Consider the following 23509-nt stretch of genomic DNA (forward strand, 5'->3'; position numbering starts at 1 on the left):
GGACTGGGTGGAAATCGACCGGGCCGATTCTAACATCACCATCGAAGGCGGCCAGGCGTACGACCATTCGTTCCATTTCCGGGGAGGCCGCGTAAGCATCGTCAACGGTGGTGTTCTGAACAGCAACAGCAGCTACCACCTTGTCGGTCAAGGCTCCGACCGTCAGGCGGAACTGGTTGTGTCCGGCGCCGACTCAGCGTGGAACGTTCTGGGCGAGGCGTGGGTGGGACGGACTGCTGCGGGCAAGATCCGGCTGACAGATGGCGGGCTGCTGAACTTTATCGGCGGAGACACTTTGGTCCTTGGTTACACCACGACCATGCAAAGTCCTTCCCATGGTGTGCTTGTTATCGGCTCCGACGCTGACGCGAACCCTGCTGCGCCAGGCCGTGTCGTAACGCCGCGGGTCGAAATGGGGTGGGGTGACGACGGCGGGCGCAACGCCACAGGACTGATCGTATTCAACCATACCGATGACGGCGGCGCTTACATATTCGCCCCCGACGTTGCCGGCACGGGTGACATTGAACACCATGCCGGTGCCACCACGCTGACTGGCGCCCTTGCCTACGACGGTGACTTCGACATCGCCGGCGGCACCGTCACCTTCCGCGGTGACGGCGCCAACACCTATACCGGCACGACAACCGTGAGTGCCGGCGCAGTGCTCAATCTCGACAAGGATGACGACACGATCGCCATTTCGGGTCCCGTGCTGATTGATGGCGGTAGCGTCAACGCCAACGCCCGCAACCAGTTCGATCGTGCGGCGATCATTACGCTGGCTAGCGGCGGCATGTTCACCGTCCAGAACCGACAACATATCGCTGGCCTGGAGGGCACGGATACAACGGCACGGGCGGTGCTGAACGAACAGCTCTACCTCTGGGATGGCAGCCACAGCTATGCAGGGCGGCTGGAAGGCGCAGGACGTTTGTTCCTTCGCGGTGGCGCCCATACCTTTCTTGGTGACGCCGGCACATGGGCAGGACAGATCGAGGTTGGGAACGCGCTGCTCGGCCTGGGGCACGAGCGAGCGCTCGGCGAGCGCAGTCTGTTCATCATAGGGAATGCGACGCTGCAACTGGCCGCAGACGGCATGACCATAAACAACCGTATCACCGGCGTTGGCATCGGGCCTGCCCTGACCTTCGACAGCAATGGATATGATGGCGTTTGGAGCGGTGTGATTTCCAACGGTACGGCGGAACCCGGGATCAGAGGCCTGGGGCTGACCAAGTCCGGCACGGGAACGCTGACGCTAACCAACAACAATACCTATGAAGGCGCCACAATCGTGACCGAGGGGGCGTTGATCGTTAACGGTTCGATCGCCAGGTCATCGCTGGTCACGGTCAATTCCGGAGCCAGGCTCGGGGGATCGGGCATCGTGGGCACAACGATCGTGTCCGATGGCGGCATTCTTGCGCCAGGTAGCTCCATCGGGACGCTTACCGTCGATGGCAACCTGACACTCTCAGCCGGCTCGATCATGGACTACGAGATGGGGCGGGCAGGCAGCGATCCGCTGTCCGGCGTCAGCGACCGGATCGATGTGACCGGCGATCTTGATCTCAACGGGACGCTGGATCTCGCCCAGAGCAGTGACCCGACGGATGGAACAGCAGGCCTCGGCTATTATCGGCTGATGACCTATGGCGGTGCGCTTTCCGGCAATGGATTGTCGATCGGCTCGACCCCCACTTTCGCCGACCCCAGTATCTACGAAATTCAGGCGGGCGGCGGCAATGTAGATCTCTTCATCGCTGCCGCCGGTGATGACGCTCTGCAACATTGGCAGGGCGGCGATGGCATCTGGAATGGCACAAACACGAAGTGGTTGAATCAGGGTGGCGAGGCTCCGGTCGCCTGGGCCGGCAATCATGCCGTGTTCAAGAACCAACCGGGCGGCTTCGACGGTGGCTCGATCGCGGTCGAGGGCGATCAGAGCTTCAAGGGTCTGCAGTTTGTCGATGAGGGGTATCGGCTGGAAGGTGATGGCCGTCTTGTCGTGGACGGTTCAGACAGCGACGATGGCAATGCGGAAATCCGCGTGCTGGCCGATAGCGCCGAAATCGCCACCGAGATCACCGGCACCGGCGGCATCTCCAAAACGCAGGCCGGGACACTGATCCTGTCCGGCCAAAACACCTATCAGGGCGATACCTCCATTCTCGGGGGAACGGTGCAGGTCTCCGAGGACGCCAATCTGGGCGCTGCGAGTGGAGGTCTCACTTTCAATGGCGGCACTCTTGCAACGGTTGCCGATATGGACAGCGCCCGCTCGGTGATGCTTTCCGGCACGGGTGGCTTCGATGTGGCATCGGCCACGACGCTCGGCCTGACAGGCGTGATCGAAGGGACGGGGGACTTTCTCAAGCGGGGCGGCGGCACACTGGTTCTGACCGGGGCGAATAGCTATGGCGGCAAGACGCTGGTGGAGGCCGGCACGCTCGTCGGCAATGCGGCCTCGATCCGCGGCAATATCGGCAACGCCGCGACGCTCCTGTTCGATCAGAACGGCAACGCCAGTTTTGCCGGCGACATCGGCGGGCTGGGTGGCGCCAACGGCCGAATGGTCAAGCGCGGCGGCGGTGAACTGACCCTTGACGGAAACTCGACGCTCGACTGGACGATCGAAGCCGGCGGGCTAATCTCGGCGGCGGACCGGTTTGGCGGCAATGTCGAGATCGGCACGAAGGGCGCCTTCACCTTCGATCAGAAAAACAACGCCCGCTATGCCGGTGTTCTGTCAGGTGCGGGCAGCTTCACCAAGGATGGCAGCGGGGTCCTGCTTCTTTCCGGTGACAGTTCTGGTTTTGCGGGAACCACGACCATAGTGGGCGGAACGCTGCTTTTGGGAGATGCGGACGGCAGCGGCGCGCTCGGCGGCAGCCTCGACGTTCTGGATGACGCAACACTCGGTGGTTCCGGGGCGTTCGGGTCCGGGTCCGGTTCTCTGATCACGGTTGCGTCCGGCGGCACGCTGGCTCCGGGCAATTCCATTGGCACGCTGACCGTGAACGGGGATCTCGTCTTTGAGGCCGGCTCGCGCTTTGCCGTGGAGGTTAACCCCGCGGGTACCGACAGCGATCTTGTCGAAGTGACCGGGACGGCCACGCTCGACGGCGGCGGCGTCACCCATATCGGTGCCAACGGCAATTACGATCTGCGTTCCTCCTATACGATCCTGTCGGCCGCGGAGCTGGACGGCAAGTTCGAGGACGTCACCTCCGACTTCGCCTTCCTCGATCCCCATCTGATCTATGACTATGATGCCGGCACGGTGGGTCTCGAGTTGGCGCGCAATGAGCGGGATTTTGCATCTGTCGCACTCACCCGGAACCAGATCGCTACAGCTGAAGGGGTCGAGAGCATCGGTCTTAGTGCCGGTCATGGGGTATATGATGCGATTGCTCAACTGGCCGATGATGACGACCTTATTCGCGCCAGTTTCGATGCACTTTCGGGCGAGATTCATGCATCCGCGCAAACCGCGCTGATCGAGGACAGCCGGTTCGTACGCAACGCTGCCAACGATCGCATCCGCGCAGCTTTCGCGACGACGGGAGCTTCACAAGCTCCGGTACTGGCCTATGGACCGGGGAGTACGCCGGTTCCGGTCGCCGCCGATCATGCCGGGCCGGTGTTCTGGTCGCAGGGCTTTGGCTCTTGGGGGACGACGGACAGCGACGGCAATGCGGCAAATCTCAACCACAGCGTCGGCGGTCTGCTGATCGGTGCCGATGGGCTGGTCGAAGATTGGCGTGTCGGCGTTCTGGGCGGCTACAGCCATTCGAACTTCGATGCGAGCGACCGAGCTTCATCGGGATCGAGCAGCAATTATCATCTCGGCCTTTATGGTGGCACACAATGGGGCAATCTCGATTTTCGCACCGGGGCGGCGTATAGCTGGCACAACATCGAGACCAACCGTTCCGTCACTATTCCGGGGCTCACCGACAGCCTCTCGGCCGATTACAAGGCCGGTATGTTCCAGGCATTTGGAGAACTGGGCTATGGCCTCGACATTGGAACCGAAACCCGTCTTGAGCCCTTCGCCAACCTTGCCCATGTGAGCCTGCATACCGATGGCTTCACCGAGCAGGGCGGTGCGGCGGTGCTCACCGGCAGCAACGGCACGACTGACGTGACCTCCACCACGCTTGGGCTTCGGGCGGAACACAATGTGATGTTGGGCACAGTCAACGCCAGCTTGCGCGGCATGATTGGCTGGCGGCATGCCTTCGGTGATACGAGACCTGAGATCACGCAGGCCTTCTCTGCCGGCGATGCTTTCACCATCGCGGGCGTGCCGATCGCCAGGAACAGTGCCATCATCGAAGGCGGTCTATGGCTCAGCCTGACGCCGGGCGCGACCTTCGGCCTGTCCTATCATGGGCAGATTGCGCCAGACGCACAGGACCATGGCTTCAAGGCCGATCTGAGCCTGAGCTTCTGAATGCTAGCCGGAAGGGGATCGGTGAATATGGCATTGTCTCCCACATTATGAAAACGTCCTATTCCCGATTGCCGACGCCGGAATGAGGCTTTCGCTGTGACACGGGATGGTTTGATAAAGGCGCTCCCGGAAATAGCGCAACAATCGACGTTGCGACAGAACTTTATAGGGTGGGAGTCTCGGCTGACGAAGGTCGTTACTCTCAGCATCTCCAGGGAAGCCATCGGTTGCGTAAAAAGCGCCTGATCGACGGGGTGTGAGCGACATCGGTTTTCTTCGGGGGGGAGGCAGCGCGCAGTTCGGGCGCTGCCTGCCGGGTGCATCTACCCGATCAGCTCGGCAGGTCGCCGTCGATGCCGCGCACGAACCAGTCCATGCGATGGATGTCCTTGTCGGCCAGCACCTCGCCTGCCGCCACCACTTCCTCGCCCTTTCGGTTGACGATTGGCCCCGCGAAGGGGTGCATTTCGCCCGAGATTATGCGCCAACTGGAGCAACGTGAGTAACGCGCCCGTCATTCCGCCTCCTCCAGCACCCCGGCGGCATCGAGTCGAATGGTCTCCGTTAGTTCTTGCCACTTGGGGAACGCATTGCGCGTTGCGACCAATGCGGCAATCAGGGCATCTTCGTCTTCATCCGTGTGCAACGGTGTCGGCGTAATCCGCAGCCGCTCGGTGCCGCGTGGCACCGTCGGATAGTTGATCGGTTGAATGTAAATTCCATGCTCGGTCATGAGGCAGTCGGTTATTGCCTTGGCGAGAGACGCATCCCCGATCATCACCGGCAGGATATGGCTTGGACTCGGCAAGACCGGGATGCCGTTCGCCAGCATCTTGGCCTTGAGTGACGCAGCCCGTCTGGCAAGCACGCGCCGGGCCGAACTGTCTTCCTTCAGGTGATGCAGGGCCGCGCGGATGCCGGCTACCACCGAAGGCGGCAAAGCAGTGCTGAAAATGAAACCGGATGCATGGCTGCGGACGAAATCAACGGCGCTTGTGCTCCCGGCAATGTAGCCACCAATGGCACCGAAGCCTTTGCTGAGCGTCCCCTGAAACATGTCGATGCGATCGAGGAGCCCGTCGCGCTCGGCAATGCCCGCGCCACGCGCGCCGTAGAGACCAACCGCGTGCACCTCGTCGACATAGGTGAAGGCGTTGTGCTTGTCGGCGACGTCGCAGATCGCTTCCATCGGCGCGAAGTCACCATCCATGGAATAACAGCTCTCGAAACAAATCAGCTTCGGCCGATATTTGCAGACGCTGGTGAGTTGGCGTTCGAGATCGCGCCAGTCATTGTGAGCAAAGATCTTCTTCTCTGCACCCGAGCGGCGGATGCCCTCTATCATCGAGGCATGGTTCAGCGCATCGGAAAAAATCACGCACCCCGGCAGCAATCGGCCAAGCGACGTGAGTGCTGCATCATTGGCAACATAGCCGGAAGTGAACAGCAGAGCAGATTCCTTGCCATGCAGGTCTGCCAGTTCGCGTTCGAGCAGCACATGTTCGTGACTTGTCCCCGAAATGTTGCGTGTTCCGCCTGCGCCGGCGCCATATTGTTCCAACGCTTCACGGGCCGCACTAACCACATCCGGATGAACGCCCATCGACAGATAATCGTTGGAGCACCAGATGGTGATGCGCCGTCCCGCGCGATGATCGTATGCCCGAATACCGCTTTGCGTTTCGCGCTCGAGGTCGGCGAAGACGCGATAGCGTCCTTCCCGGTGCAGTTGCGCCAGATTTTCCGCGAAAAATTCTTGATAATTGAACTCGCTCATCAGACTCTGTTCTCCTGTGTTGGCGTCAGTGCGTCGATCGAACTGCCGAACTGCATTTCATGCTCGCCTTCGGATATTGTGCATTGAAGCACCCCCAGCACCACCGCCGCGGCGTTTCGCGCCGCATCGCTCAGATGGCAGCCGCAGGCGAGATTGGCGGTGAGAAGACCGGTAAAGAGATCACCCGTGCCCACCGGCACGATAGACAGCCGTGGCGATACCAGTCGTGTTCTCGTTATCCCCTCGAAGACGACGTTCTCAAGCGAGCCATCCGGAGTGTCAGGAAACGCGCAACTGGTGACGACCAGCCGCGCGTTTCTTGATCCTTGCAGCCTGGTGATCGCGGCGTCGAGTTCTTCAAAGGATGCAGCCTTGGTTTGCGTAATCAGGCCCGCCTCGAATTGGTTGGGCGTCAGGAGATCGGCCAGCGGCACGAGGTGGTCGAGCAGGCACTCGACCACCTGGTCCGCCACGAACACCCCGAGATTGGTGTCGCCCATAACGGGATCGCAAATATAAACGATATCGGGATTGAGCTTTTTGGCCCGTTCGACGAAAGCCGCCACGACTTCGCCATTGGCACGGGACCCGAGATAGCCGGAAACGATATACCGGCTCGTCTCGATCAGCCCCCGTTCTTCAACACCGCGCAGCAGGTCCCCGACGAGTTCGGGCTCCAGCACCCGCCCGCGCAATGTCTGGTAACCGGGATGGTTGGACAGCAAGGTCGTCGGCACGGCCGCCACATTCAGGCCGCGCAATTGCAAAGGCAAAACGGCGGCACTGTTGCCGACATGCCCATGCACAACTTGGCTCTGGATCGAGATGATGGAGGTTTGCATGACCATCAGTCACCCGCACCTTTACCAACTGTCACCGGAACGACGCTCTCGGCGGCGTCGCGACGCGGCAAGCGACCGTTCAGCACGATGTAGGCGATCATCCCGATCACCAGTCCCCAGAAAGCGCCGCCGATGCCGAGCATGTTGATGTTCGCGGCCGAAGCAAGAAACGTGATCAGCGCGGCTTCCCGCGATGCAGGCTCCGCCATGGCCCCAGCCAGGCTTCCGCCGATGGTGCCGAGCAGCGCCAGACCGGCCAATGTGGTGATGAAGGTTGCGGGGAATGCCATGAAAACAGCCGCAAGCGTCACGCCGAATATGCCGATCACCACATAGAACACACCCGCCGCGACCCCGCCAATCCAGCGCTTGGACGGATCTTCATGTGCTTCCCGACCCGTGGCGATTGCCGCCGTGATCGCCGCGACATTGAAAGCATGGGAACCGAACGGCGCCATGATGAGCGAGCCAAGCCCCGTCACCGTCACTATCGGGTTGGCGCTGGTCTTGAAGCCATCGTTGCGCAGGACCAGCATGCCCGGCATGTACTGCCCGGTCAGCGTGATGAGAAACAGCGGCAGCGCGACGCTCAGAAGTGCGTTCAGCGAAAATTCCGGCATGGTGAAGATGGGCATGGCAAATTTCAGCTGCAGCCCGGACAGGTCGATGCGATCCTGCATGAGCAGGAAGGCAAGTCCGATCACCAGAATGCCGACCACGGCGTACCGTGCGGAAATGCGTTTGAGCACGACATAGGCGACGATCAAAAGGCCGACCAGCACGGGATCGACGCTGGCGCCGCCAAAGGCTCCGATGCCGAATTGCAGCAGGATGCCCGCAAGCAGGCCCGAGGCGATGCCGGGCGGGATCAGCCGGATGACCTTGTCGAAATAGCCAGACAGCCCGAGCAGGACGAACGCCCCGGCCGAGACGATATACGCCCCTACCGCCTCTGCATAAGGCGTGGTGGCGAGCGCTGTGACAAGGAATGCTGCCGCCGGCGTCGACCATGCCGTTATGATCGGCTCGCGGTAGTGCCAGCTCAGGATCAGGCCGGTCACGCCGACCCCGATCGAGACGGACCACACCCAGGAGGCCGTGAGTTCCGGGCTGAGACCAGCGACACGCGCCGCCTGAAACACGAGAATAAATGTACCGCCGTAGTTGACGATAACGGAGATCAGACCCGCAACGATGGGATGGGTAAGATCATTCCATCCAACGGGTGATGATGATGGACTGGACGACATGGCTTCAATGGTTCTCCTGAAAGCTCGGCGCATGGCCAAAGTGGGGCCTTGACATCTACTTCCGTAATGGACTGTTTGTTCCCGCCATTTATCGTTCCGGGGTCAGACCATTGTTCAAGCATTCGCAATTGGAGTCGGTAAAGGCCTGGCTTGCCCACCCCGCACATGCGGGGATGCCGCTTCATGCGCGGATACAACGGGCCATCCGCCAATTGATCCTTGATGGTGCGCTCGGCCCCGGCAAGCCGCTGCCGGCGTCCCGGGCGCTTTCCAAATCTCTGGATGTATCACGCGATACCGTGGAAGCCGCCTATGCACAGCTTCACGCCGAAGGTTTCATTGAGCGGCGTGTCGGCAGCGGCAGCTTCGTGGCTGAAATGACGGAGTTCACAACCGGGCACAGCCGTTCGAAGCGCGATGCGCTGTTGCGCAACCAGGCCCCGAACCTCAGCAAGCGCGGGGCCGCGATGTTCCGCAGCGGTGGCGTGCGCGAATTGCTCGCACCGCGACCGTTTGCGCATGGAGTGCCGGAAACCCGTACCTTTCCGCTCCAGCTATGGGAACGTCTGGAGCGGCAGATATTGAAAGAAGCCGGCATGCACGCCCTCCTGCCTAGCAACCCCCAAGGTGCGGAGCCGCTGCGGCGCGCAATCGCCGATTATGTGAACCTTGAGCGTGGCGCGCGCGCCACGACCGATCGCGTGCTGGTTCTGACCAGTTCGCAACAGGCAATGACGCTGTGCGCGAATATGCTGTTCGATCCGGGCGAGCGGATCTTCATCGAGAACCCTGCCTACTATGGCGCGCGCAAGGCGTTCGATTCGGCGGGGCTCGAATGTATCCCGATCCGTCTGGATCAGCAGGGCATATTGGTCGAGCAGATCATGGATGATCCGCGCAAAGCCAAAGGCGTTTTCCTGACGCCCTCCCATCAGTTCCCGACCGGCGCGACACTGGCGCTCGATCGCCGCCTGGCGCTGATCGAATGGGCCGCCCGGCATCAGGCCTGGATCATCGAGGACGATTATGACAGCGAGTTCCACTATATGGGCAAGCCCACGGCCTGCGTACAAGGGCTCGATCCGTACGAGCGGACCATCTACATCGGCACCTTTACCAAATCGCTCTTTCCGGGCCTGCGTATCGGCTACGTTGTCCTGCCGCCCCAACTCGTGAAGCCGATGACCGTCGCGCGCACGTTGCTTGACGGACATACCGCCTCCATCGCGCAACTGACGCTGGCGCGGTTCATGGAAGGCGGACATTTCGGCGCGCATGTCCGTACTATGCGCGGCATCTACGCCGAGCGGCTCAAGGTCCTGGTTACTCAGGTCAGAGAGCATCTGTCGGAATTCGTTGAGCCACGCGTCCCCGTCGGCGGACTGCAAATGCCGTGCGTGCTGACCTCCGACTTGTCGGAGCGTACCGCAATCGACGCGGCGCGCCGTGTCGGGATCGAGCTTTTTGGATTGTCCGCACTCCATGCGGCCGACAGTGCCAAAGCCGGATTCCTGATGGGCTTTGCCGCCTATACGCCGGTGGAGATTGCGATCGCGGTCGAGAAACTCGCGAATGCGCTCAAGGACGTTCACCGGGTTTCGAACAGGTCCTGATATCGTTGATCCGGCTTGGGGGGATTGTGCGTCTCGGTCTGGCCGCGGACGGCGGAGGCCGTCAAAAATACTGTTTCTGCTGAATCAAATGGTCTGGTCCGCTTTCAAAAAGTGGAAGGACATAGCAGACCATGAGCATGCTAGGTACTGCCGGACACCGCTGCGCGAATTCTGTGCAGCGGATAGCCAATTATGTCAGCACTTTGCAGGAGATCAGCGATGCGTTCATCGGCCACGCCGCACGCAACTCAGAATATAGCGAACGCAGGCGTGAGCGGTGCCGGTTTGTCCACCGCCGATGCCGTCATCGCTCTTGCCATCGCTGACGAGAAGTTTCGTCAAAGTGACTCCATCGAGTTGATCGCCTCCGAAAACTTCGTCAGTCAGGCGGTGCTCGATGCGCAAGGGTCGGTGCTCACCAACAAATATGCAGAGGGCTATCCGCATCGCCGCTATTATGGCGGCTGCGCCAATGTGGATGTTGTCGAGGATCTGGCACTCGAACGCGTGAAAAAAATCTTCGGCAGCGCGCATGCCAACGTCCAGCCGCATTCGGGCAGTCAGGCCAATCAGGCGGTCTTTCTCGCGCTTCTCAACCCCGGCGACACGATCCTTGGCCTTGACCTCAAAGCTGGCGGGCACCTTACCCATGGAGCGACTGTCAACATGTCCGGCCGTTGGTTCAACGTCGTCAGTTATGGTGTGGATCCGGAAACCCAGCTCATCGATATGGACCAGGTAGCCGCGCTTGCGCGCCGGCACCGGCCCAAACTGCTGATTGCCGGCGGCTCGGCCTATCCCCGCGTCATGGACTTTGCGCGTTTCCGCCAGATCGCCGACGAGGTGGGCACGACATTGCTGGTCGACATGGCGCATTTTGCAGGCCTTGTCGCTGGCGGGGCCTATCCGTCACCCGTGCCCTTTGCCCACGTCGTCACCTCGACCACGCACAAGACACTGCGCGGGCCACGCGGCGGCTTCGTTCTGACCAACGATCGGGAGATTGCGAAGAAGATCAACTCGGCGACCTTCCCCGGCCTTCAGGGTGGACCGTTGATGCATGTCATTGCGGCCAAGGCGGTGGCTTTCGGCGAAGCCCTGGAGCCGTCCTTCAAGACCTACGCGCACAACGTCGTCGAAAACTGCCGCGTGCTTGCCCAATCACTCACGGATGGCGGACTGAAAATCACGACCGGCGGCACGGATTGCCATCTGGCCGTGGTCGATCTGCGCCCCTTCGGTGTGACAGGCAACATCGCCGAGAAAGCTCTTGAATCAGTCGGCATCACGCTGAACAAGAACGCCATTCCGCATGATCCGGAAAAGCCGATGGTGACTTCCGGCATTCGCCTCGGCAGCGCAGCCGGAACATCCCGCGGCTTCGGCATCGATGAATATCGCCAGATCGCCGCGCTCATCCTCGACACCCTTCACGCGGTTCATGGCGGAACGCTCGATGCCCGTCGGCAGCAGATCAACGGCCGCGTACGCGAACTCGTCGCGCGCTTTCCGCTACCCTACTGACGCGGAGAGGGATCGACATGAACACGTCTTCGGCAATCAAACTGTCCCCTGAAGAGATTGTCCGCTTTGGCGACGATCCGGCCGCCGCCTTCGCGCAAAACATGATCGCCGTTCAGGAGCGGATCGCAGCCATCTGCCATCGCTGTGGGCGACATCCCGATGAAGTCCGCCTCCTTCCCGTCACCAAGACGATCCCGGCCAATGTGCTGCGCCATGCCTATGCCGCCGGTATCACCGACTTCGGGGAAAACAAACTTCAGGAGGCGCGCGACAAACTGGCCATGCTCGACGATCTGTCCATTCGCTGGAGCATTATCGGCCATCTTCAAACGAACAAGGTAAAGTATCTCGTCCGCTTCGCCTCGGAGTTTCACGCGCTTGACAGCTTCCGGCTGGCGGAAGAGCTGAACCGTCGTCTCGATGCCCTGGGCCGCGACCTGGACGTGTTCGTGCAGGTCAATACTTCGGGCGAGGAGAGCAAATACGGATTGCACCCCAACGATCTCATGCCCTTCATCGAACGTTTGCCCAACTATCCCCGGCTGAAGCCGCGGGGACTGATGACGCTTGCGATCTTCAGTGCCGACGCAGAGCGCGTACGAGCCTGTTTCCGGCTGTTGCGCGAACTGAGGGATCGTGCCGTCACGATCGATCCCGGCCTGACGAAACTGTCGATGGGCATGTCGGGAGATTACGAGATCGCGATCGAGGAAGGCGCTGACGTCGTTCGGGTCGGTCAAGCCATCTTCGGCCCCCGTCCGGGGGCAGACGCACTCTATTGGCCAGGCCTCATCCCGGATCCCCAATCTCAAGAACGAGAAGAAACCCCCAGATGACAATCCCCTTCATTGATATCCAGGCTCAACGCGGCCGCATCGGCGACGCAATCGATGCAGCCATTCTCCAAGTGACTCGGAGCGGTCAGTTCGTGATGGGGCCGCAAGTCCACGAGTTCGAAGCCAAGCTTGCCGCATTCGGCAACGCCCGCCATGCCCTGTCCTGCTCGAACGGCACCGATTCCCTGATGTTCCTTCTCATGGCATGGGGCGTCGGCCCCGGTGATGCCGTCTTTTGTCCATCATTCACCTTTGCCGCGACGGCCGAGGTTGTGGCGCTGCTCGGCGCGATACCTGTCTTCGTCGACATCGACCCGAGTACCTACAATATCGACGCAGTCCACCTTGAGGCGACCATCGAGGCGACGAAGCGAGAGGGCAGATTCACGCCACGCGTTATCATTGCCGTCGATCTGTTCGGGCAACCCGCCGACTATCCCGCTCTCGCCACCGTCGCCCATGCACACGGGTTGAAGCTTCTTGCCGATACCGCACAAGGCTTCGGCTGCCGACTGCACGGCAAGCATCCTCTCCACTGGGCCGATGCCTCAAGCCTTTCATTCTTTCCGGCGAAACCGCTTGGCGCCTATGGCGATGGTGGTGCGATCCTGACCGATGACGATGAACTCCATGACGTGCTCAGCTCGATCCGCGTCCATGGACAGGCCACGCCGCGCGATGCCGCGGCTCGCGGGTTCGAGCACGACCCGAAATACCTCAACATGCGTCTGGGCTCGAACGGTCGCCTCGACACGATCCAGGCCGCGGTCCTGATCGAAAAGCTCACGATCTTTGAAGATGAAATTGCTCGACGCAACAAGATCGCCGCGCGTTATAGCAACGCGCTTGCGCCTCACGTCGCGCGTGTCCCCGAGATCATCGTTGGAGCCGTCCCCACCTGGGCGCAATATACGATCGAACACGAAGACCGCGACGGTCTGGCCGCACACCTGAAATCACAGGGCATTCCGACCGCCGTTTATTACCCGATCCCTGTACACCAACAGCCTGCCTACAACTGCTACCCTGTTGGCCCGGGCGGATTGCCCGTTACGGAAAACAAGGCCAGTCGCGTGATTAGCTTGCCCATGAGTCCCTATCTCGACGATGCTACCCAGGACGCAATCGTGGTAGCCGTCAAATCTTATGGCTGAGTAAGGGGTAGCATAGCGCCTTGGCCTCGTCATCCTGGCCGCGGCCTGCTGCCTTTATCGTCTTGACGAGGAAGATTTGACTGAAATGCGCTCTCAACCCGGACTGTTGGGGCAAATATCGGCGGCACATCTGGTCAGTCATCTTCATATCATGACGGTGCCAGCACTTCTTCCCCTGCTTCCCGACATACTGAATGTGAACTTCATCGACCTCGGGATCGCACTTGGCGTATTCAATATCATCTCCGCACTCTGCCAGGCCCCTCTGGGTTATGCCGTGGACCGTTATGGTGCACGCTGTGTGCTTATCGCCGGCCTTGCCCTTGGAAGCGCCAGCTTCGCACTGGTGGCGGCCATACCCAGCTTCACTGTTCTGCTTGTCGCAATGGCTATGGCTGGGCTCGCCAACGGTGTCTACCACCCGGCCAACTACGCCTTGTTATCGCAAGGTATGGCTCCCAACCGCATGGGACGCGCCTTCTCGATCCACACCTTCGCTGGCTTTTTCGGTGGTGCGATAGCGCCACCCATCATGGTTAGCACCGCACTGGCGTCAGACATCAGATGGGCATTTGCCGTCGCTGCCGTTTCGGGTTTCCTGGTCCTGGCCGCAATCGTCAGCCGAAGCTTCGCTCCCTTGGCCTCCCTGCCAGAACCGTCCGACAGCCGGATCGATGTAAAACATGTACGCTCCACCTACGCCGCCACGTCGGCTATCATCATGCTTACGGTACTTTTCATGATGCTCAGCCTGAGTACGGGCACGATCGAACGCTTTTCGGTGGCTGCGCTCGTCGAAGGGTTCGGTGTTCCTTTGTCGACCGCGAACATGGCACTGACGACGTTTCTTTTTGCCAGCGCATTCGGTGTTCTGACTGGTGGCATCCTGGCTGATCGCACCAAACGCCACGGTTCCGTTGCAGTTGCCGCGTTCGCACTCGCAGCTGTGCTCGTGGCGACGATCGCATTGGTAAAGCTACCGGATACACTTCTGGTCCTGACGATGGGAGGCATTGGTTTCCTGACCGGGATCGTTGCACCCTCCCGCGACATGTTGGTGCGCGCAATTTCACCAATCGGGCAGGAAGGTAGGACCTTCGGCATTGTCTCCACCGGCTTCAATATCGGCGGTGTCATTGGCCCGATCCTCTGTGGCGCTCTGCTCGACAGGGGGCTTGCCAGCGCCGTGCTCTGGGCTTCGGCGGGCTTCATGATCATCACCGCATCGGTCGTGACCCTACAGGAATATCTAGCCAAGGCCCGCAAGGACGCCCATCCAATTACTCGATAGCATACATGCTGAACCCTCGGCATTGCCGATGGTCTGGTAAGTTTCGGCACAGGGCAAGGCTACTTGTGGTGTCGAGCGGCAATATACGGGCTCGGCCGGCAAGATCACCAATTGTCAGATTGGCGTCTTTGCGTCCTATGTCTCGCGCCACGGCCACGCCTTCATCGACGGGCGCTCCATCTGCCGAAGGCTTGGCGGATGACCGGGATCGTATGGCCAGGACCCATGTGCTTGAGTTGGGCGGTCACTTTGGCGACGAACACATCAGACCGCAGCACAACAGCCCACCTCAGTTCCGACATCGCCTTCAAACGTGGTTCTGATTTGAAAGCAGGAAAGTGGCTCTTTAACTCACGCCCCCGTAACGTGATGACCCGTCACCGCTTCCCCCATGAGCTCGGTGCGGATGATGTAGTCGAACGCCGATAGGGCGGCCTTCGACCCCTCGCCCATGGCAACGACGATCTGTTTATAAGGCGTGGTGGTCGCGTCACCTGCAGCAAAAATGCCGGACTGCGAGGTCTCACCCCGGTGATCGATCTCGATCTCGCCACGAGGCGTCAGACCTACGGCGCCCTGCAACCACTCGGTGTTCGGCACCAGCCGATCTGAACGAACACGCCCTCCAACTGGATCTCATGCACCCTGTCGGCATTGCGGTCCTTGTAGACCAGGCCCGTCACTTTCTCGCCGTCGCCCAACACCTCGGTCGTCAGCGCTGACGTGACAATCCGAACGTTCGACAGGCTGGCGAGCTTGCGTTGAAGCACCGCGTCGGCACGCAGCTGGCTGTCATATTCAATCAGCGTGACGTGAGCTGCAATGCCAGCAAGGTCAATCGCCGCCTCGACGCCGGAGTTGCCACCGCCTATCACGGCCACCCGCCGGCATTTGAACAGCGGGCCATCACAGTGCGGGCAATAGGCCACGCCCTTATTCCGATATTCCTGCTCGCCCGGCACGTTCATTTGACGCCAACGGGCGCCAGTCGACAGGATGACCGTGCGCGCCCTCAGACTTGCGCCATTCTCAAGAACGACTTCGTGCAACCCGCCTTCGGTCCTGGCTGGGATCAGCCGAGACGCCTTCTGCAGGTTCATGACATCCACTTCATAGGCACGGACATGCTGGTCGAGATGAGCGACCAGTTTCGGGCCCTCGGTGTGAGGTATCGAGATGAAGTTCTCGATCGCCATCGTGTCCAGGACCTGACCGCCGAAGCGCTCTGAGGCAATGCCGGTGCGGATACCCTTGCGCGCGGTATAGATGGCGGCTGCGGCACCTGCCGGGCCGCCGCCCACCACCAGCACGTCGAATGAGGCCTTCTCGCTGATCTTGTCGGCGGTGCGTGCCTGCAAGCCTGTATCGAGCTTGGCGATGATCTGTTCGAGTTCCATCCGGCCCTGGCCGAAATGTTCCCCGTTCAGGAATATCGCCGGCACTGCCATAACCTGCAGCGCCTCCACCTCTTTCTGGAAGAGCGCGCCATCGATGGCGACATGCTGGATACGTGGATTCAGCACGCTCATAAGGTTCAGCGCCTGTACGACCTCCGGACAGCTCTGGCAGGACAGGGAAAAATACGTTTCAAAGTAAAACTCTCCGTCGAGATCCTTGATCTGCTGGATCGCCTCCTGCGCCGCCTTGGACGGATGGCCCCCAACATGCAACAGCGCAAGCACCAGGGACGTGAATTCGTGTCCCAATGGTATGCCCGCAAAGCGGACGCCGATGTCGGTGCCCTTGCGCCGGATCAGGAAGCTGGGCTGGCGCACATCCTCCTCGTCCGGCCCTATTACAACCGTGCCCCGAGAAACTTCCGCGATCTCAGCCAGCAAAGCCATCATCTCATGCGCTTTTGGTCCGGTGCCAGGCGATGCCACCAGTTCCACCACGTGTACGATATTCGCGAGATAGGCCTTAAGCTGCGATTTCAGGCTTGCTTCCAACATGATTTACGCCTTGTCGTGGTTGGTGTTCGCAATGGCATTGCGGTGGCGGCTCAGATCTTGCCGACGAGATCGAGGGACGGTGTCAGGGTTATTTCACCCTCCTCCCATTTCGCCGGGCAAACCTCGCCAGGATGTGCGCGAACATACTGGGCGGAGCGAATTTTGCGCAGAAGCTCCTGGGCATTGCGGCCGACACCTTCAGCCGTCACTTCGGTAAACTGGATCACGCCGTCGGGGTCCACGAGAAATGTCGCGCGATCGGCCAGACCTTCATCGACGCGCAATACGTCGAAGTTGCGCGAGAGAGTCGCCGTCGGATCGCCCAGCAGGGCGTACCGGATCTTGCCGATCGCCGGCGAGGTGTCATGCCAGGCCTTGTGCGAAAAGTGAGTATCTGTCGATACGCCGAAGATCTCGACGCCAAGCCGAACGAACTCATCGTAATTGTCTGCAATATCCTCCAGTTCCGTAGGGCAGACAAAGGTGAAATCTGCCGGGTAAAAGAAGAAGACCGCCCATTTGCCAGACAAATCTGCTTCAGTGACGGTAATGAACTTGCCGTTCTTGTAGGCTTCGGCCCTGAACGGCTTAATAGCTGTATTGATGATTGCCATGATAACTCCGCAGTCTCGGGAAGAAACCACGCAGAAATAGGGTCGATGCGGATGACCAGGCAGGGCCGGTTTCAACTAGCCTGATGGGCCGGTGGAGGTGGTCCCGGCTCTCACCGCGAGCGGTTTCTTCCCGATCCCAAAGCCCGCCGGCCATCCCATGGGGGCCATCGGCGGCTACACGAGCCTTTCATCGTTCCAGACTTCTCGGCAGCCCGGATATCTTGACAGCGATTGGATGTGATCCTAAAAACGGGATCCCATTATTATAAAATGGGATACTGTTATATGAGGTGAATTCATGAATGCTCGCGCGACCAAGATCGATCCGATCACAAAACTGGAAGTATCAAGCGACAAGACCCGGCCGCTGACCGATGCGCATCAGGCAATGCGTGTCAGCCATCCGGATGACATCGAATGGAGCATGCTGCGCTATGACGGACAAACGGCGAAGATGATGTTTCATCCCACCAAGGATGATCCCACCGTTCCGAATGCGGGTCTCGTCCGCTATGAGGCAGGTTCAGGGCATCCCCTGCACAGTCACTACTTCGCTCAGGTCTGGTATATCCTTGAGGGCACATTCCTGATCGACGGGGCGATCTACGGTCCCGACACCATGATCTTTCATCCCGACCCGCATTTCGAACACGAGCTCACGACTCAAACCGGTGGCGTCATCCTCTATGTGCAATATATGGGACCGACCACCCGTCAGGGGCCAATATATGACGGACGTTTCAACGTGACCGAGCGCAAAAAGCTCGAAGACGAAACGACCGCGTACTGATCGACGCATCAGGCCCGGTCCAACGGCCGCGCCTGATGCAGTCCTTTTCGTGCGGGCCGAGGATCCCACGACCGCAGCGCTGGGCGAAGACAGGAACCTTGCAAAATCTGCGATGAAACAAGCGAAACCCTGGATCACGTCTCGGGATTCATCATGCAGGAGGAGATATTCAATGAAATCCAATCAACGCGTCACATATTATTTTTCGGTAATCTCCGACTGGGCATATATGGGAGGCGCGCAATTTGCCCAGTTGGTTAACCGGCACAATTTGGATGTGGCCTACAGGCCCTTTATTTTGGAGCGCCTATATTCGAGCACCGGCGGCATCTTGCTTTCCAAGCGCTCGCCTCAGCGACAAGCCTACCGCGTCGCAGAGTTGCGCCGCTGGAGCAAACGGCTGGGCATTCCGGTAAACCATTTCCCCAAATACTCCACGACAGACGATAAGCCCGCCTCGAGGCTGATCGCGCTGTTTCAGGAGCGTGGGCTTGATACGGGAACGCTCGTTCGCCGAATTCACAGGGCAGTTTGGCTGGAAGAGCGAGACATTGCCCAGGACAGCACCTTGCTGCAGATCATGGAAGGAATGGGTACGCCGGACGGCCGCGTTCTGCTCGAGGATTCCAAGTCCGAATACCACTCCAATATATTGGATGGCTTCACAAAGGAGGCAGCGGACAACGGCGTCTTCGGCTCGCCTTTTTACATCTATGACGGAGAAATATACTGGGGTCAGGATCGCCTCGACATGCTCGAGGAGCAGATCGTCAACAGCTACGAGAAGGCGGCGGGTTGATCATGGGCGCCACCGACATATCCTCTCCAGCCATTCACACATCAAGGCATTTCAACAGGGAGCGCATTAAGGTTGTTGTCGCGTCCTCCCTCGGGACCATTATCGAGTGGTACGAATTTTTCCTCTATGCCTATCTGTCCCAAATCATCGCCGTGAAATTTTTCTCCGGCGTCAATGAAACGCTGGGCTTTCTGTTTGCGCTGATAACATTCGCAATCGGCTTTTTGGTCCGGCCCATCGGCGGGCTCGTTTTCGGACGCCTGGGGGACACGGTCGGCAGAAAACGCACTTTCCTCATCACGCTGGTTCTGATGGGGCTCTCAACGGTGGCCGTGGGACTGCTGCCCACCCACGCGCAGGTCGGACTTGCCGCTCCGATCATGCTGGTAATGCTGAGAGTCATTCAAGGATTGGCGATCGGCGGCGAATATGGGGGCGCTCTCGTCTACGTAGCGGAACATGCGCCTCGCAAACGGCGCGGACTGTTCACCGGCTTCATTCAGATCACCGTCCCTATCGGCCTGCTTATGTCCGTTGGGGTCATTTCCTTGACGCAGGGCGGCTTGGGCGATGCGGCGTTCAACGATTGGGGTTGGCGCATACCTTTCCTGCTGGCGGGACCATTCCTGATACTCGCCATCTGGGTTCGAACCAAGATGGAAGAGTCCCCCGTGTTCCTGCAGATGAAATCCGAAGGCACCGAATCCCGGTCTCCGCTCAAGGAAGCATTTGCGACACGGGCGAACTTGCGCATTTCCGTTATTGCCCTCCTGGGAGGCGTTGCCGGGCAAGCGGTCGTGTGGCAAACCGCGACGCTCTACGTAATGTTCTTCATGAACAAAACCTTGGGCGTTGAATCCTCGACAACGAACAACCTCATGATACTCCTTATGGTATCCGGGGTGGTATTTCTGCTTTTCTTCGCCTGGATTTCGGACTTCATCGGAAGAAAGCCGGTAATTATAACGGGATGCGTTGCCGCAGCGCTTCTGTATTTCCCGATATTCAACTCTCTTGCGATCAGCGCCAATCCGGCCCTGGTTCTTGCTCACGAAAATTCGCCCGTAACGCTCGTGGCCGGGAAGGCAGATTGCGCGAGCGGGTTGCCTTTCCTCAACTCGGGCAATCGAGACGGGCTCTGTAACGTCGCGAAAAATACGCTCAACGGTCGCGGTGTGGCGTTTCGCATGATCGAAGCCGAGGATGGCCCGGCCCATGTGCAAATCGGAGATCGCACCGTCCCATTTCCCGATGCCGCCCCGGAGGACGAAGTTGCGCGAACGCAATTCGCAAAGGAAATACAAGACCACCTGAACGCGGAGAACTATCCGGCCAAGGCGGATATGACAAAAGCAAACATGCCTCGGATCATATTCCTGCTGATGGTGATTGTTGCGCTGGGGGCGATGACTTTGGGACCGTTGGGAGCGCAATTGGTGGAAATTTTCCCGACCAAAATCAGGTATTCCGGCTTGTCGCTACCATTCAATATCGGAAACGGATGGTTTGGAGGCCTGCTGCCAACCATCACTTTCATGATCACCCAGCACACCGGCGATATTTATGCAGGCCTATGGTATCCGATCATCATTGCCTCCGGAACCGCACTGATAGCCCTGTTTTTCATGCCGGAAACGCGTGGAAGCGAAATTAATTGACGGAGAGACAATGATGGATTCCGTGTTCAACTATAACACTCATCTGCATGTGCCGAACTTTACCGACCACATCCGGCACTGGCAGGATTGGTCTGCCGCCGCGCTGGCAAAGCATCCCCCGATACTTCAAGGGAAATCATATGGAAACTGCGTGGTGGAGACGCTGGATTTCTTCTCATGCGGAAGAGATCAGGCTCCCCTGCTCGTGTTCATTCATGGAGGCTACTGGAAATCGCGTGAGCGTAGCGAATTCGCCTGGGTCGCAAGCCGCTTTGTAGAACAGGGCGTCTCGGTTGCTGTGCTGGATTACGGTCTGGCGCCCGACTACTACCTGGAGCAAATGTATGATCAGGTCGTGCGAGCACATATCTGGCTGCATGATAATGCAGAGGAATTGGGAATTGACCGACGTCGCATCATCACTGCGGGTCATTCGGCCGGCGCTCATCTGGCGGTCATGATGGCGCTGACCTATGGGCAACACCATCGCGGTGACTTGCCGTCGGCCTTGACGAGCGCGGTGTTCGCGACCAGTGGGGTTTATGACCTAAGGCCGCTGGTAACCTTGCCCTTTCTGGGCGATCTGCGGCTTGATTGTGAGAGCGCAGTTAGAAACTCGCCCATTCTGAGCCGGCCAAATCCCGAGATCCCCATTCATTTGTCCTATGGCACAAACGAGTCGGAAGCCTTTGTCTGGCAAACGCAAAACCTGGCCGACGCCTGGCCGGAATACATCGCGTCATTGCTGCCGCTGGAAGGTCGGAACCACTTCGAAGCATGTGACGCCTTCAAGGAAAATGGCTCGCTGGTTCAGGCCATTCTTCGCCATTGCAGCGATATGGCCAATTATCCGTCGGCACCGCTACAGGTTAATCTCTAGCGAGCAGGTCAAATACAAGTTGCAACGATGGGATTGCAGCCTGTATCCGGCAAAGGGCCCGCAAACGCGCGGAGTGGAAGCGACGGCTCCTTACATGACCCCACCTTGTGGGCAGATCGATACGTGCGGTTTTCGATGGTCGTCAGTATGGGTGGTTTCCTTGAAGCCTCCCATATTGGGCTTAGCGTTTGCGCACCGTGATCAAGTGGTTTGTCGGCCAAGCGTTCATTTCGCATGGCGGGTGGCAAACTGGGTGCAGAGACCGGGAAACACAAAGAGGAGTCAGCAATTGTCTGCAAAAGCCGGAGCGGGTGCCCGTTCTTCGATCGAGATTTCGGAAGAGATACTCAAGCGCATAAGGGCGGGAAAATATGCGCCCGGTGACACCCTCAGCCAGTACGAACTGGCTGCGGAATTTGCGACCAGCAGGACGCCGATCCGCGAGGCGCTTCGCTTTCTGGAAGCAAAACGCGTCATCTCCCTCACGGCTTCCGGCCGGGCCGAGGTGGCGACGCCAACCCTGCGTGGTGTGCGCGAGGCCTTTCAGATCCGGGCGGAACTCGAAGGGCTGGCGGCCGAACTGGCGGTAGACTGGCTGACTGACAAGGATCTAAAAAATCTCCGTACCTGCCAGGATGGATACGCCCATGCCCTGCGGCGGCAAACGACCGAGGGCAAGGCCTCCAAGTGGCTGTCATACAACGAGACATTCCACACCATAATCGCCACGGCCAGCCACAACGAACGGCTGATGGAATTCATCTCCGAGATGCAGAACGATGCGGTCGGCCCGATACTCGGCTATGCATCGCAGATGCCTCACAGCTTGATGGAAGAGAACATCAAGCAACACGAGGAAATCCTGTCCGCGCTCGAACGCCGGGATGGCAAGGTAGCCCGCGCGGCTATGAGCAACCATATCCTGCGGACGACTGACATTGTCACACGATGGATGGAAGCCGGATAGGACGTAGGTTGCGGCGTTTGTGTTCCACGCCTCACACCCGACACCGGAAAGTCAGGCTCGAATTCAGACCGCCAGTTCCTGCAGCCACTCGGTAAGCATCTTTCGTGCGCCCGCACGCAATGGCGGTCCGAAGCGCCGAGCATCGGCACGCAAGGTGCACGGGTCGATGCCTGCGGCCGCCAGTTCGACTGCATGACCGACGAGCCATCGCTCCATGCCCGCACAAGCGTTGACCTCCGGATGGAACTGCAGCCCCAGGATGTTGCGTCCAAGCGCAAATCCCTGCGTCCCACACAGCGAGGTCGACGCCAGATTGACGGCCCCCTCGGGGATTTCGAAGGCATCGCCATGCCAATGCAGAACCGATACTCCGTCGAGATGACGCAAGGGGCTTCCGCACCCGTCCTCCGTGAGTGTGAGTTCGGAGAACCCGATTTCCTTGACACCAGTCGGTGCGACCCTGGCGCCGAGCGTGGCCGCGATCTGCTGCGCGCCCAGGCATATTCCGAGGGTCGGCAAGTTCGCCGCCAGCCGTGCCTCGAGGAGCCCCCGCTCCTCGGCGAGAAAGGGGTAGGCGTCGTCTTCATAGACGCCTACTGGCCCGCCGAGGACGACGAGAAGGCTGGGAAGTAGCGGATCGAGCGTCCACAGATCGTTTATGCCGAGATCGTAGTAATGAATCCTGTAGCCCGCGGCCGTTAAAACGGCCTCGAATGTTCCCAGGTCTTCGAATTCGACATGCCTGATAACGACCGCCGTCTTCAGCATAACGGTAGACCCTCGTGCGCTCTTAGCCAACCGCCGAGATGTCGGCACCATGATTGATGTGATAGACGTCCTCGCCGATGACAAAGGCGGGCACAGACCTGACACCGGCCGCCTTGGCTTCGGCCAGTCGCCCCTTCTGCTCGCCGAGATGGACGATCTCGACATCGAACCGGCTCTTGTCGAGGGCGCCGGCAAAACGCTGTTCGGCATCCACACACACGGAGCAGCCTGCATGATAGAAAATGGCTTTTTCTGTCATTTCAATTTTCTCCAGTCCAGACCGGCGCGGCATTGCGCCGATCTCAGTTGAAAGCGTAGTCAGATCACGATGT

At 59.5% G+C, this 23509-nt stretch carries 20 protein-coding genes and 1 pseudogene; 12 read left to right on the plus strand and 9 right to left on the minus strand.

Annotated elements, in window-relative coordinates; genetic code table 11:
* Positions 1–7: 7 nt before the first annotated feature.
* Positions 8–4462, plus strand: a complete 4455-nt coding sequence (locus C7441_RS13640; RefSeq protein ID WP_170125127.1) for an autotransporter domain-containing protein — start codon at positions 8–10, stop codon at positions 4460–4462.
* A gap of 331 nt (positions 4463–4793) precedes the next feature.
* Here C7441_RS13640 and C7441_RS24495 read toward each other — a convergent pair whose 3' ends face one another.
* The 4 genes from C7441_RS24495 to C7441_RS13655 are packed head-to-tail and all read right to left on the minus strand — an operon-like array spanning position 4794 to position 8331.
* Positions 4794–4928, minus strand: a complete 135-nt coding sequence (locus C7441_RS24495; RefSeq protein ID WP_280523571.1) for a hypothetical protein — start codon at positions 4926–4928, stop codon at positions 4794–4796.
* A gap of 48 nt (positions 4929–4976) precedes the next feature.
* Complete coding sequence (gene hemA, locus C7441_RS13645; RefSeq protein ID WP_109613329.1) at positions 4977–6239, minus strand: 5-aminolevulinate synthase; 1263 nt, start codon at positions 6237–6239, stop codon at positions 4977–4979.
* Positions 6239–7081, minus strand: coding sequence for a pyridoxal kinase (pdxY, locus tag C7441_RS13650; RefSeq protein ID WP_244916152.1), 843 nt, complete (start codon positions 7079–7081; stop codon positions 6239–6241). The genes hemA and pdxY overlap by 1 nt, the downstream gene beginning before the upstream one ends.
* Before the next feature lie 5 nt (positions 7082–7086).
* Complete coding sequence (locus C7441_RS13655) at positions 7087–8331, minus strand: benzoate/H(+) symporter BenE family transporter (RefSeq protein WP_109613331.1); 1245 nt, start codon at positions 8329–8331, stop codon at positions 7087–7089.
* A 110-nt stretch (positions 8332–8441) separates the two neighbouring features.
* On the opposite strand from C7441_RS13655, the gene pdxR reads away from it, so the two are divergent.
* The 6 genes and pseudogenes from pdxR to C7441_RS13685 form a co-directional block, all read left to right on the plus strand.
* Positions 8442–9944, plus strand: coding sequence for a MocR-like pyridoxine biosynthesis transcription factor PdxR (pdxR, locus tag C7441_RS13660; RefSeq protein ID WP_109613332.1), 1503 nt, complete (start codon positions 8442–8444; stop codon positions 9942–9944).
* Between the two features lie 219 nt (positions 9945–10163).
* Complete coding sequence (gene glyA / locus C7441_RS13665; protein ID WP_109613333.1) at positions 10164–11468, plus strand: serine hydroxymethyltransferase; 1305 nt, start codon at positions 10164–10166, stop codon at positions 11466–11468.
* A gap of 17 nt (positions 11469–11485) precedes the next feature.
* Positions 11486–12304, plus strand: a complete 819-nt coding sequence (locus C7441_RS13670) for a YggS family pyridoxal phosphate-dependent enzyme (protein WP_109613334.1) — start codon at positions 11486–11488, stop codon at positions 12302–12304.
* Positions 12301–13458: a DegT/DnrJ/EryC1/StrS family aminotransferase gene (locus C7441_RS13675; protein ID WP_109613335.1), complete on the plus strand. Its 1158-nt coding sequence runs from the start codon at positions 12301–12303 to the stop codon at positions 13456–13458. Before C7441_RS13670 ends, C7441_RS13675 begins: the two co-directional genes overlap by 4 nt.
* A gap of 85 nt (positions 13459–13543) precedes the next feature.
* On the plus strand, positions 13544–14749 hold the full coding sequence (locus C7441_RS13680; RefSeq protein ID WP_109613336.1) for an MFS transporter: 1206 nt from the start codon (positions 13544–13546) through the stop codon (positions 14747–14749).
* Positions 14750–14798: 49 nt separating this feature from the next.
* Positions 14799–14944 (plus strand): annotated as a pseudogene (locus C7441_RS13685) (transposase); the annotation flags it as partial.
* Between the two features lie 156 nt (positions 14945–15100).
* Here C7441_RS13685 and C7441_RS24500 read toward each other — a convergent pair.
* Genes C7441_RS24500 through ahpC form a run of 3 tightly spaced genes read right to left on the minus strand, consistent with a single transcriptional unit; the run spans position 15101 to position 17315 of the window.
* Positions 15101–15349, minus strand: coding sequence for an FAD-dependent oxidoreductase (locus C7441_RS24500; protein WP_280523572.1), 249 nt, complete (start codon positions 15347–15349; stop codon positions 15101–15103).
* Positions 15316–16701: an alkyl hydroperoxide reductase subunit F gene (ahpF, locus tag C7441_RS13690; protein ID WP_280523573.1), complete on the minus strand. Its 1386-nt coding sequence runs from the start codon at positions 16699–16701 to the stop codon at positions 15316–15318. Before ahpF ends, C7441_RS24500 begins: the two co-directional genes overlap by 34 nt.
* 50 nt (positions 16702–16751) lie before the next feature.
* Positions 16752–17315, minus strand: coding sequence for an alkyl hydroperoxide reductase subunit C (gene ahpC / locus C7441_RS13695; protein ID WP_109613337.1), 564 nt, complete (start codon positions 17313–17315; stop codon positions 16752–16754).
* Positions 17316–17613: 298 nt separating this feature from the next.
* On the opposite strand from ahpC, the gene C7441_RS13700 reads away from it, so the two are divergent.
* The 5 genes from C7441_RS13700 to C7441_RS13720 all read left to right on the plus strand — a co-directional run bounded on the left by C7441_RS13700 (position 17614) and on the right by C7441_RS13720 (position 22409).
* Positions 17614–18105 (plus strand): cupin domain-containing protein, encoded by a 492-nt coding sequence (locus tag C7441_RS13700; RefSeq protein ID WP_109613338.1) that lies wholly within the window; start codon positions 17614–17616, stop codon positions 18103–18105.
* Between the two features lie 172 nt (positions 18106–18277).
* A complete protein-coding gene (locus C7441_RS13705) occupies positions 18278–18904 on the plus strand; it encodes a 2-hydroxychromene-2-carboxylate isomerase (RefSeq protein ID WP_170125128.1) in 627 nt (208 codons plus the stop codon).
* 2 nt (positions 18905–18906) lie between these two features.
* Positions 18907–20562, plus strand: a complete 1656-nt coding sequence (locus C7441_RS13710; protein ID WP_109613340.1) for an MFS transporter — start codon at positions 18907–18909, stop codon at positions 20560–20562.
* Between the two features lie 10 nt (positions 20563–20572).
* Positions 20573–21442: an alpha/beta hydrolase gene (locus C7441_RS13715; protein ID WP_109613341.1), complete on the plus strand. Its 870-nt coding sequence runs from the start codon at positions 20573–20575 to the stop codon at positions 21440–21442.
* 241 nt (positions 21443–21683) lie between these two features.
* On the plus strand, positions 21684–22409 hold the full coding sequence (locus tag C7441_RS13720) for a GntR family transcriptional regulator (RefSeq protein ID WP_210205651.1): 726 nt from the start codon (positions 21684–21686) through the stop codon (positions 22407–22409).
* Positions 22410–22472: 63 nt separating this feature from the next.
* Here C7441_RS13720 and C7441_RS13725 read toward each other — a convergent pair whose 3' ends face one another.
* Both C7441_RS13725 and C7441_RS13730 read right to left on the minus strand, forming a co-directional pair.
* Positions 22473–23177, minus strand: a complete 705-nt coding sequence (locus C7441_RS13725) for a glutamine amidotransferase (RefSeq protein ID WP_109613343.1) — start codon at positions 23175–23177, stop codon at positions 22473–22475.
* Between the two features lie 22 nt (positions 23178–23199).
* Entirely contained in the window at positions 23200–23436 is a 237-nt protein-coding gene (locus tag C7441_RS13730; protein WP_109613344.1) for a thioredoxin domain-containing protein, read from the minus strand.
* Positions 23437–23509: the final 73 nt, after the last annotated feature.

Origin of the sequence: Pseudaminobacter salicylatoxidans, assembly GCF_003148475.1 — a bacterium.
Taxonomy (GTDB): domain Bacteria; phylum Pseudomonadota; class Alphaproteobacteria; order Rhizobiales; family Rhizobiaceae; genus Pseudaminobacter; species Pseudaminobacter salicylatoxidans.

Excerpts from the sequence above, each read along its gene's own strand:
- C7441_RS13730 (WP_109613344.1), bottom strand. The coding sequence starts at position 23,436 with ATGACAGAAAAAGCCATTTTCTATCATGCAGGCTGCTCCGTGTGTGTG.
- C7441_RS13675 (WP_109613335.1), top strand. The coding sequence starts at position 12,301 with ATGACAATCCCCTTCATTGATATCCAGGCTCAACGCGGCCGCATCGGC.
- C7441_RS13680 (WP_109613336.1), top strand. The coding sequence starts at position 13,544 with ATGCGCTCTCAACCCGGACTGTTGGGGCAAATATCGGCGGCACATCTG.
- glyA (WP_109613333.1), top strand. The coding sequence starts at position 10,164 with ATGCGTTCATCGGCCACGCCGCACGCAACTCAGAATATAGCGAACGCA.
- C7441_RS13670 (WP_109613334.1), top strand. The coding sequence starts at position 11,486 with ATGAACACGTCTTCGGCAATCAAACTGTCCCCTGAAGAGATTGTCCGC.
- C7441_RS24495 (WP_280523571.1), bottom strand. The coding sequence starts at position 4,928 with ATGCACCCCTTCGCGGGGCCAATCGTCAACCGAAAGGGCGAGGAAGTG.
- C7441_RS13710 (WP_109613340.1), top strand. The coding sequence starts at position 18,907 with ATGGGCGCCACCGACATATCCTCTCCAGCCATTCACACATCAAGGCAT.
- ahpF (WP_280523573.1), bottom strand. The coding sequence starts at position 16,701 with ATGTTGGAAGCAAGCCTGAAATCGCAGCTTAAGGCCTATCTCGCGAAT.
- hemA (WP_109613329.1), bottom strand. The coding sequence starts at position 6,239 with ATGAGCGAGTTCAATTATCAAGAATTTTTCGCGGAAAATCTGGCGCAA.
- C7441_RS13725 (WP_109613343.1), bottom strand. The coding sequence starts at position 23,177 with ATGCTGAAGACGGCGGTCGTTATCAGGCATGTCGAATTCGAAGACCTG.
- ahpC (WP_109613337.1), bottom strand. The coding sequence starts at position 17,315 with ATGGCAATCATCAATACAGCTATTAAGCCGTTCAGGGCCGAAGCCTAC.
- pdxY (WP_244916152.1), bottom strand. The coding sequence starts at position 7,081 with ATGCAAACCTCCATCATCTCGATCCAGAGCCAAGTTGTGCATGGGCAT.
- C7441_RS13705 (WP_170125128.1), top strand. The coding sequence starts at position 18,278 with ATGAAATCCAATCAACGCGTCACATATTATTTTTCGGTAATCTCCGAC.
- C7441_RS13715 (WP_109613341.1), top strand. The coding sequence starts at position 20,573 with ATGATGGATTCCGTGTTCAACTATAACACTCATCTGCATGTGCCGAAC.
- C7441_RS13655 (WP_109613331.1), bottom strand. The coding sequence starts at position 8,331 with ATGTCGTCCAGTCCATCATCATCACCCGTTGGATGGAATGATCTTACC.
- C7441_RS13700 (WP_109613338.1), top strand. The coding sequence starts at position 17,614 with ATGAATGCTCGCGCGACCAAGATCGATCCGATCACAAAACTGGAAGTA.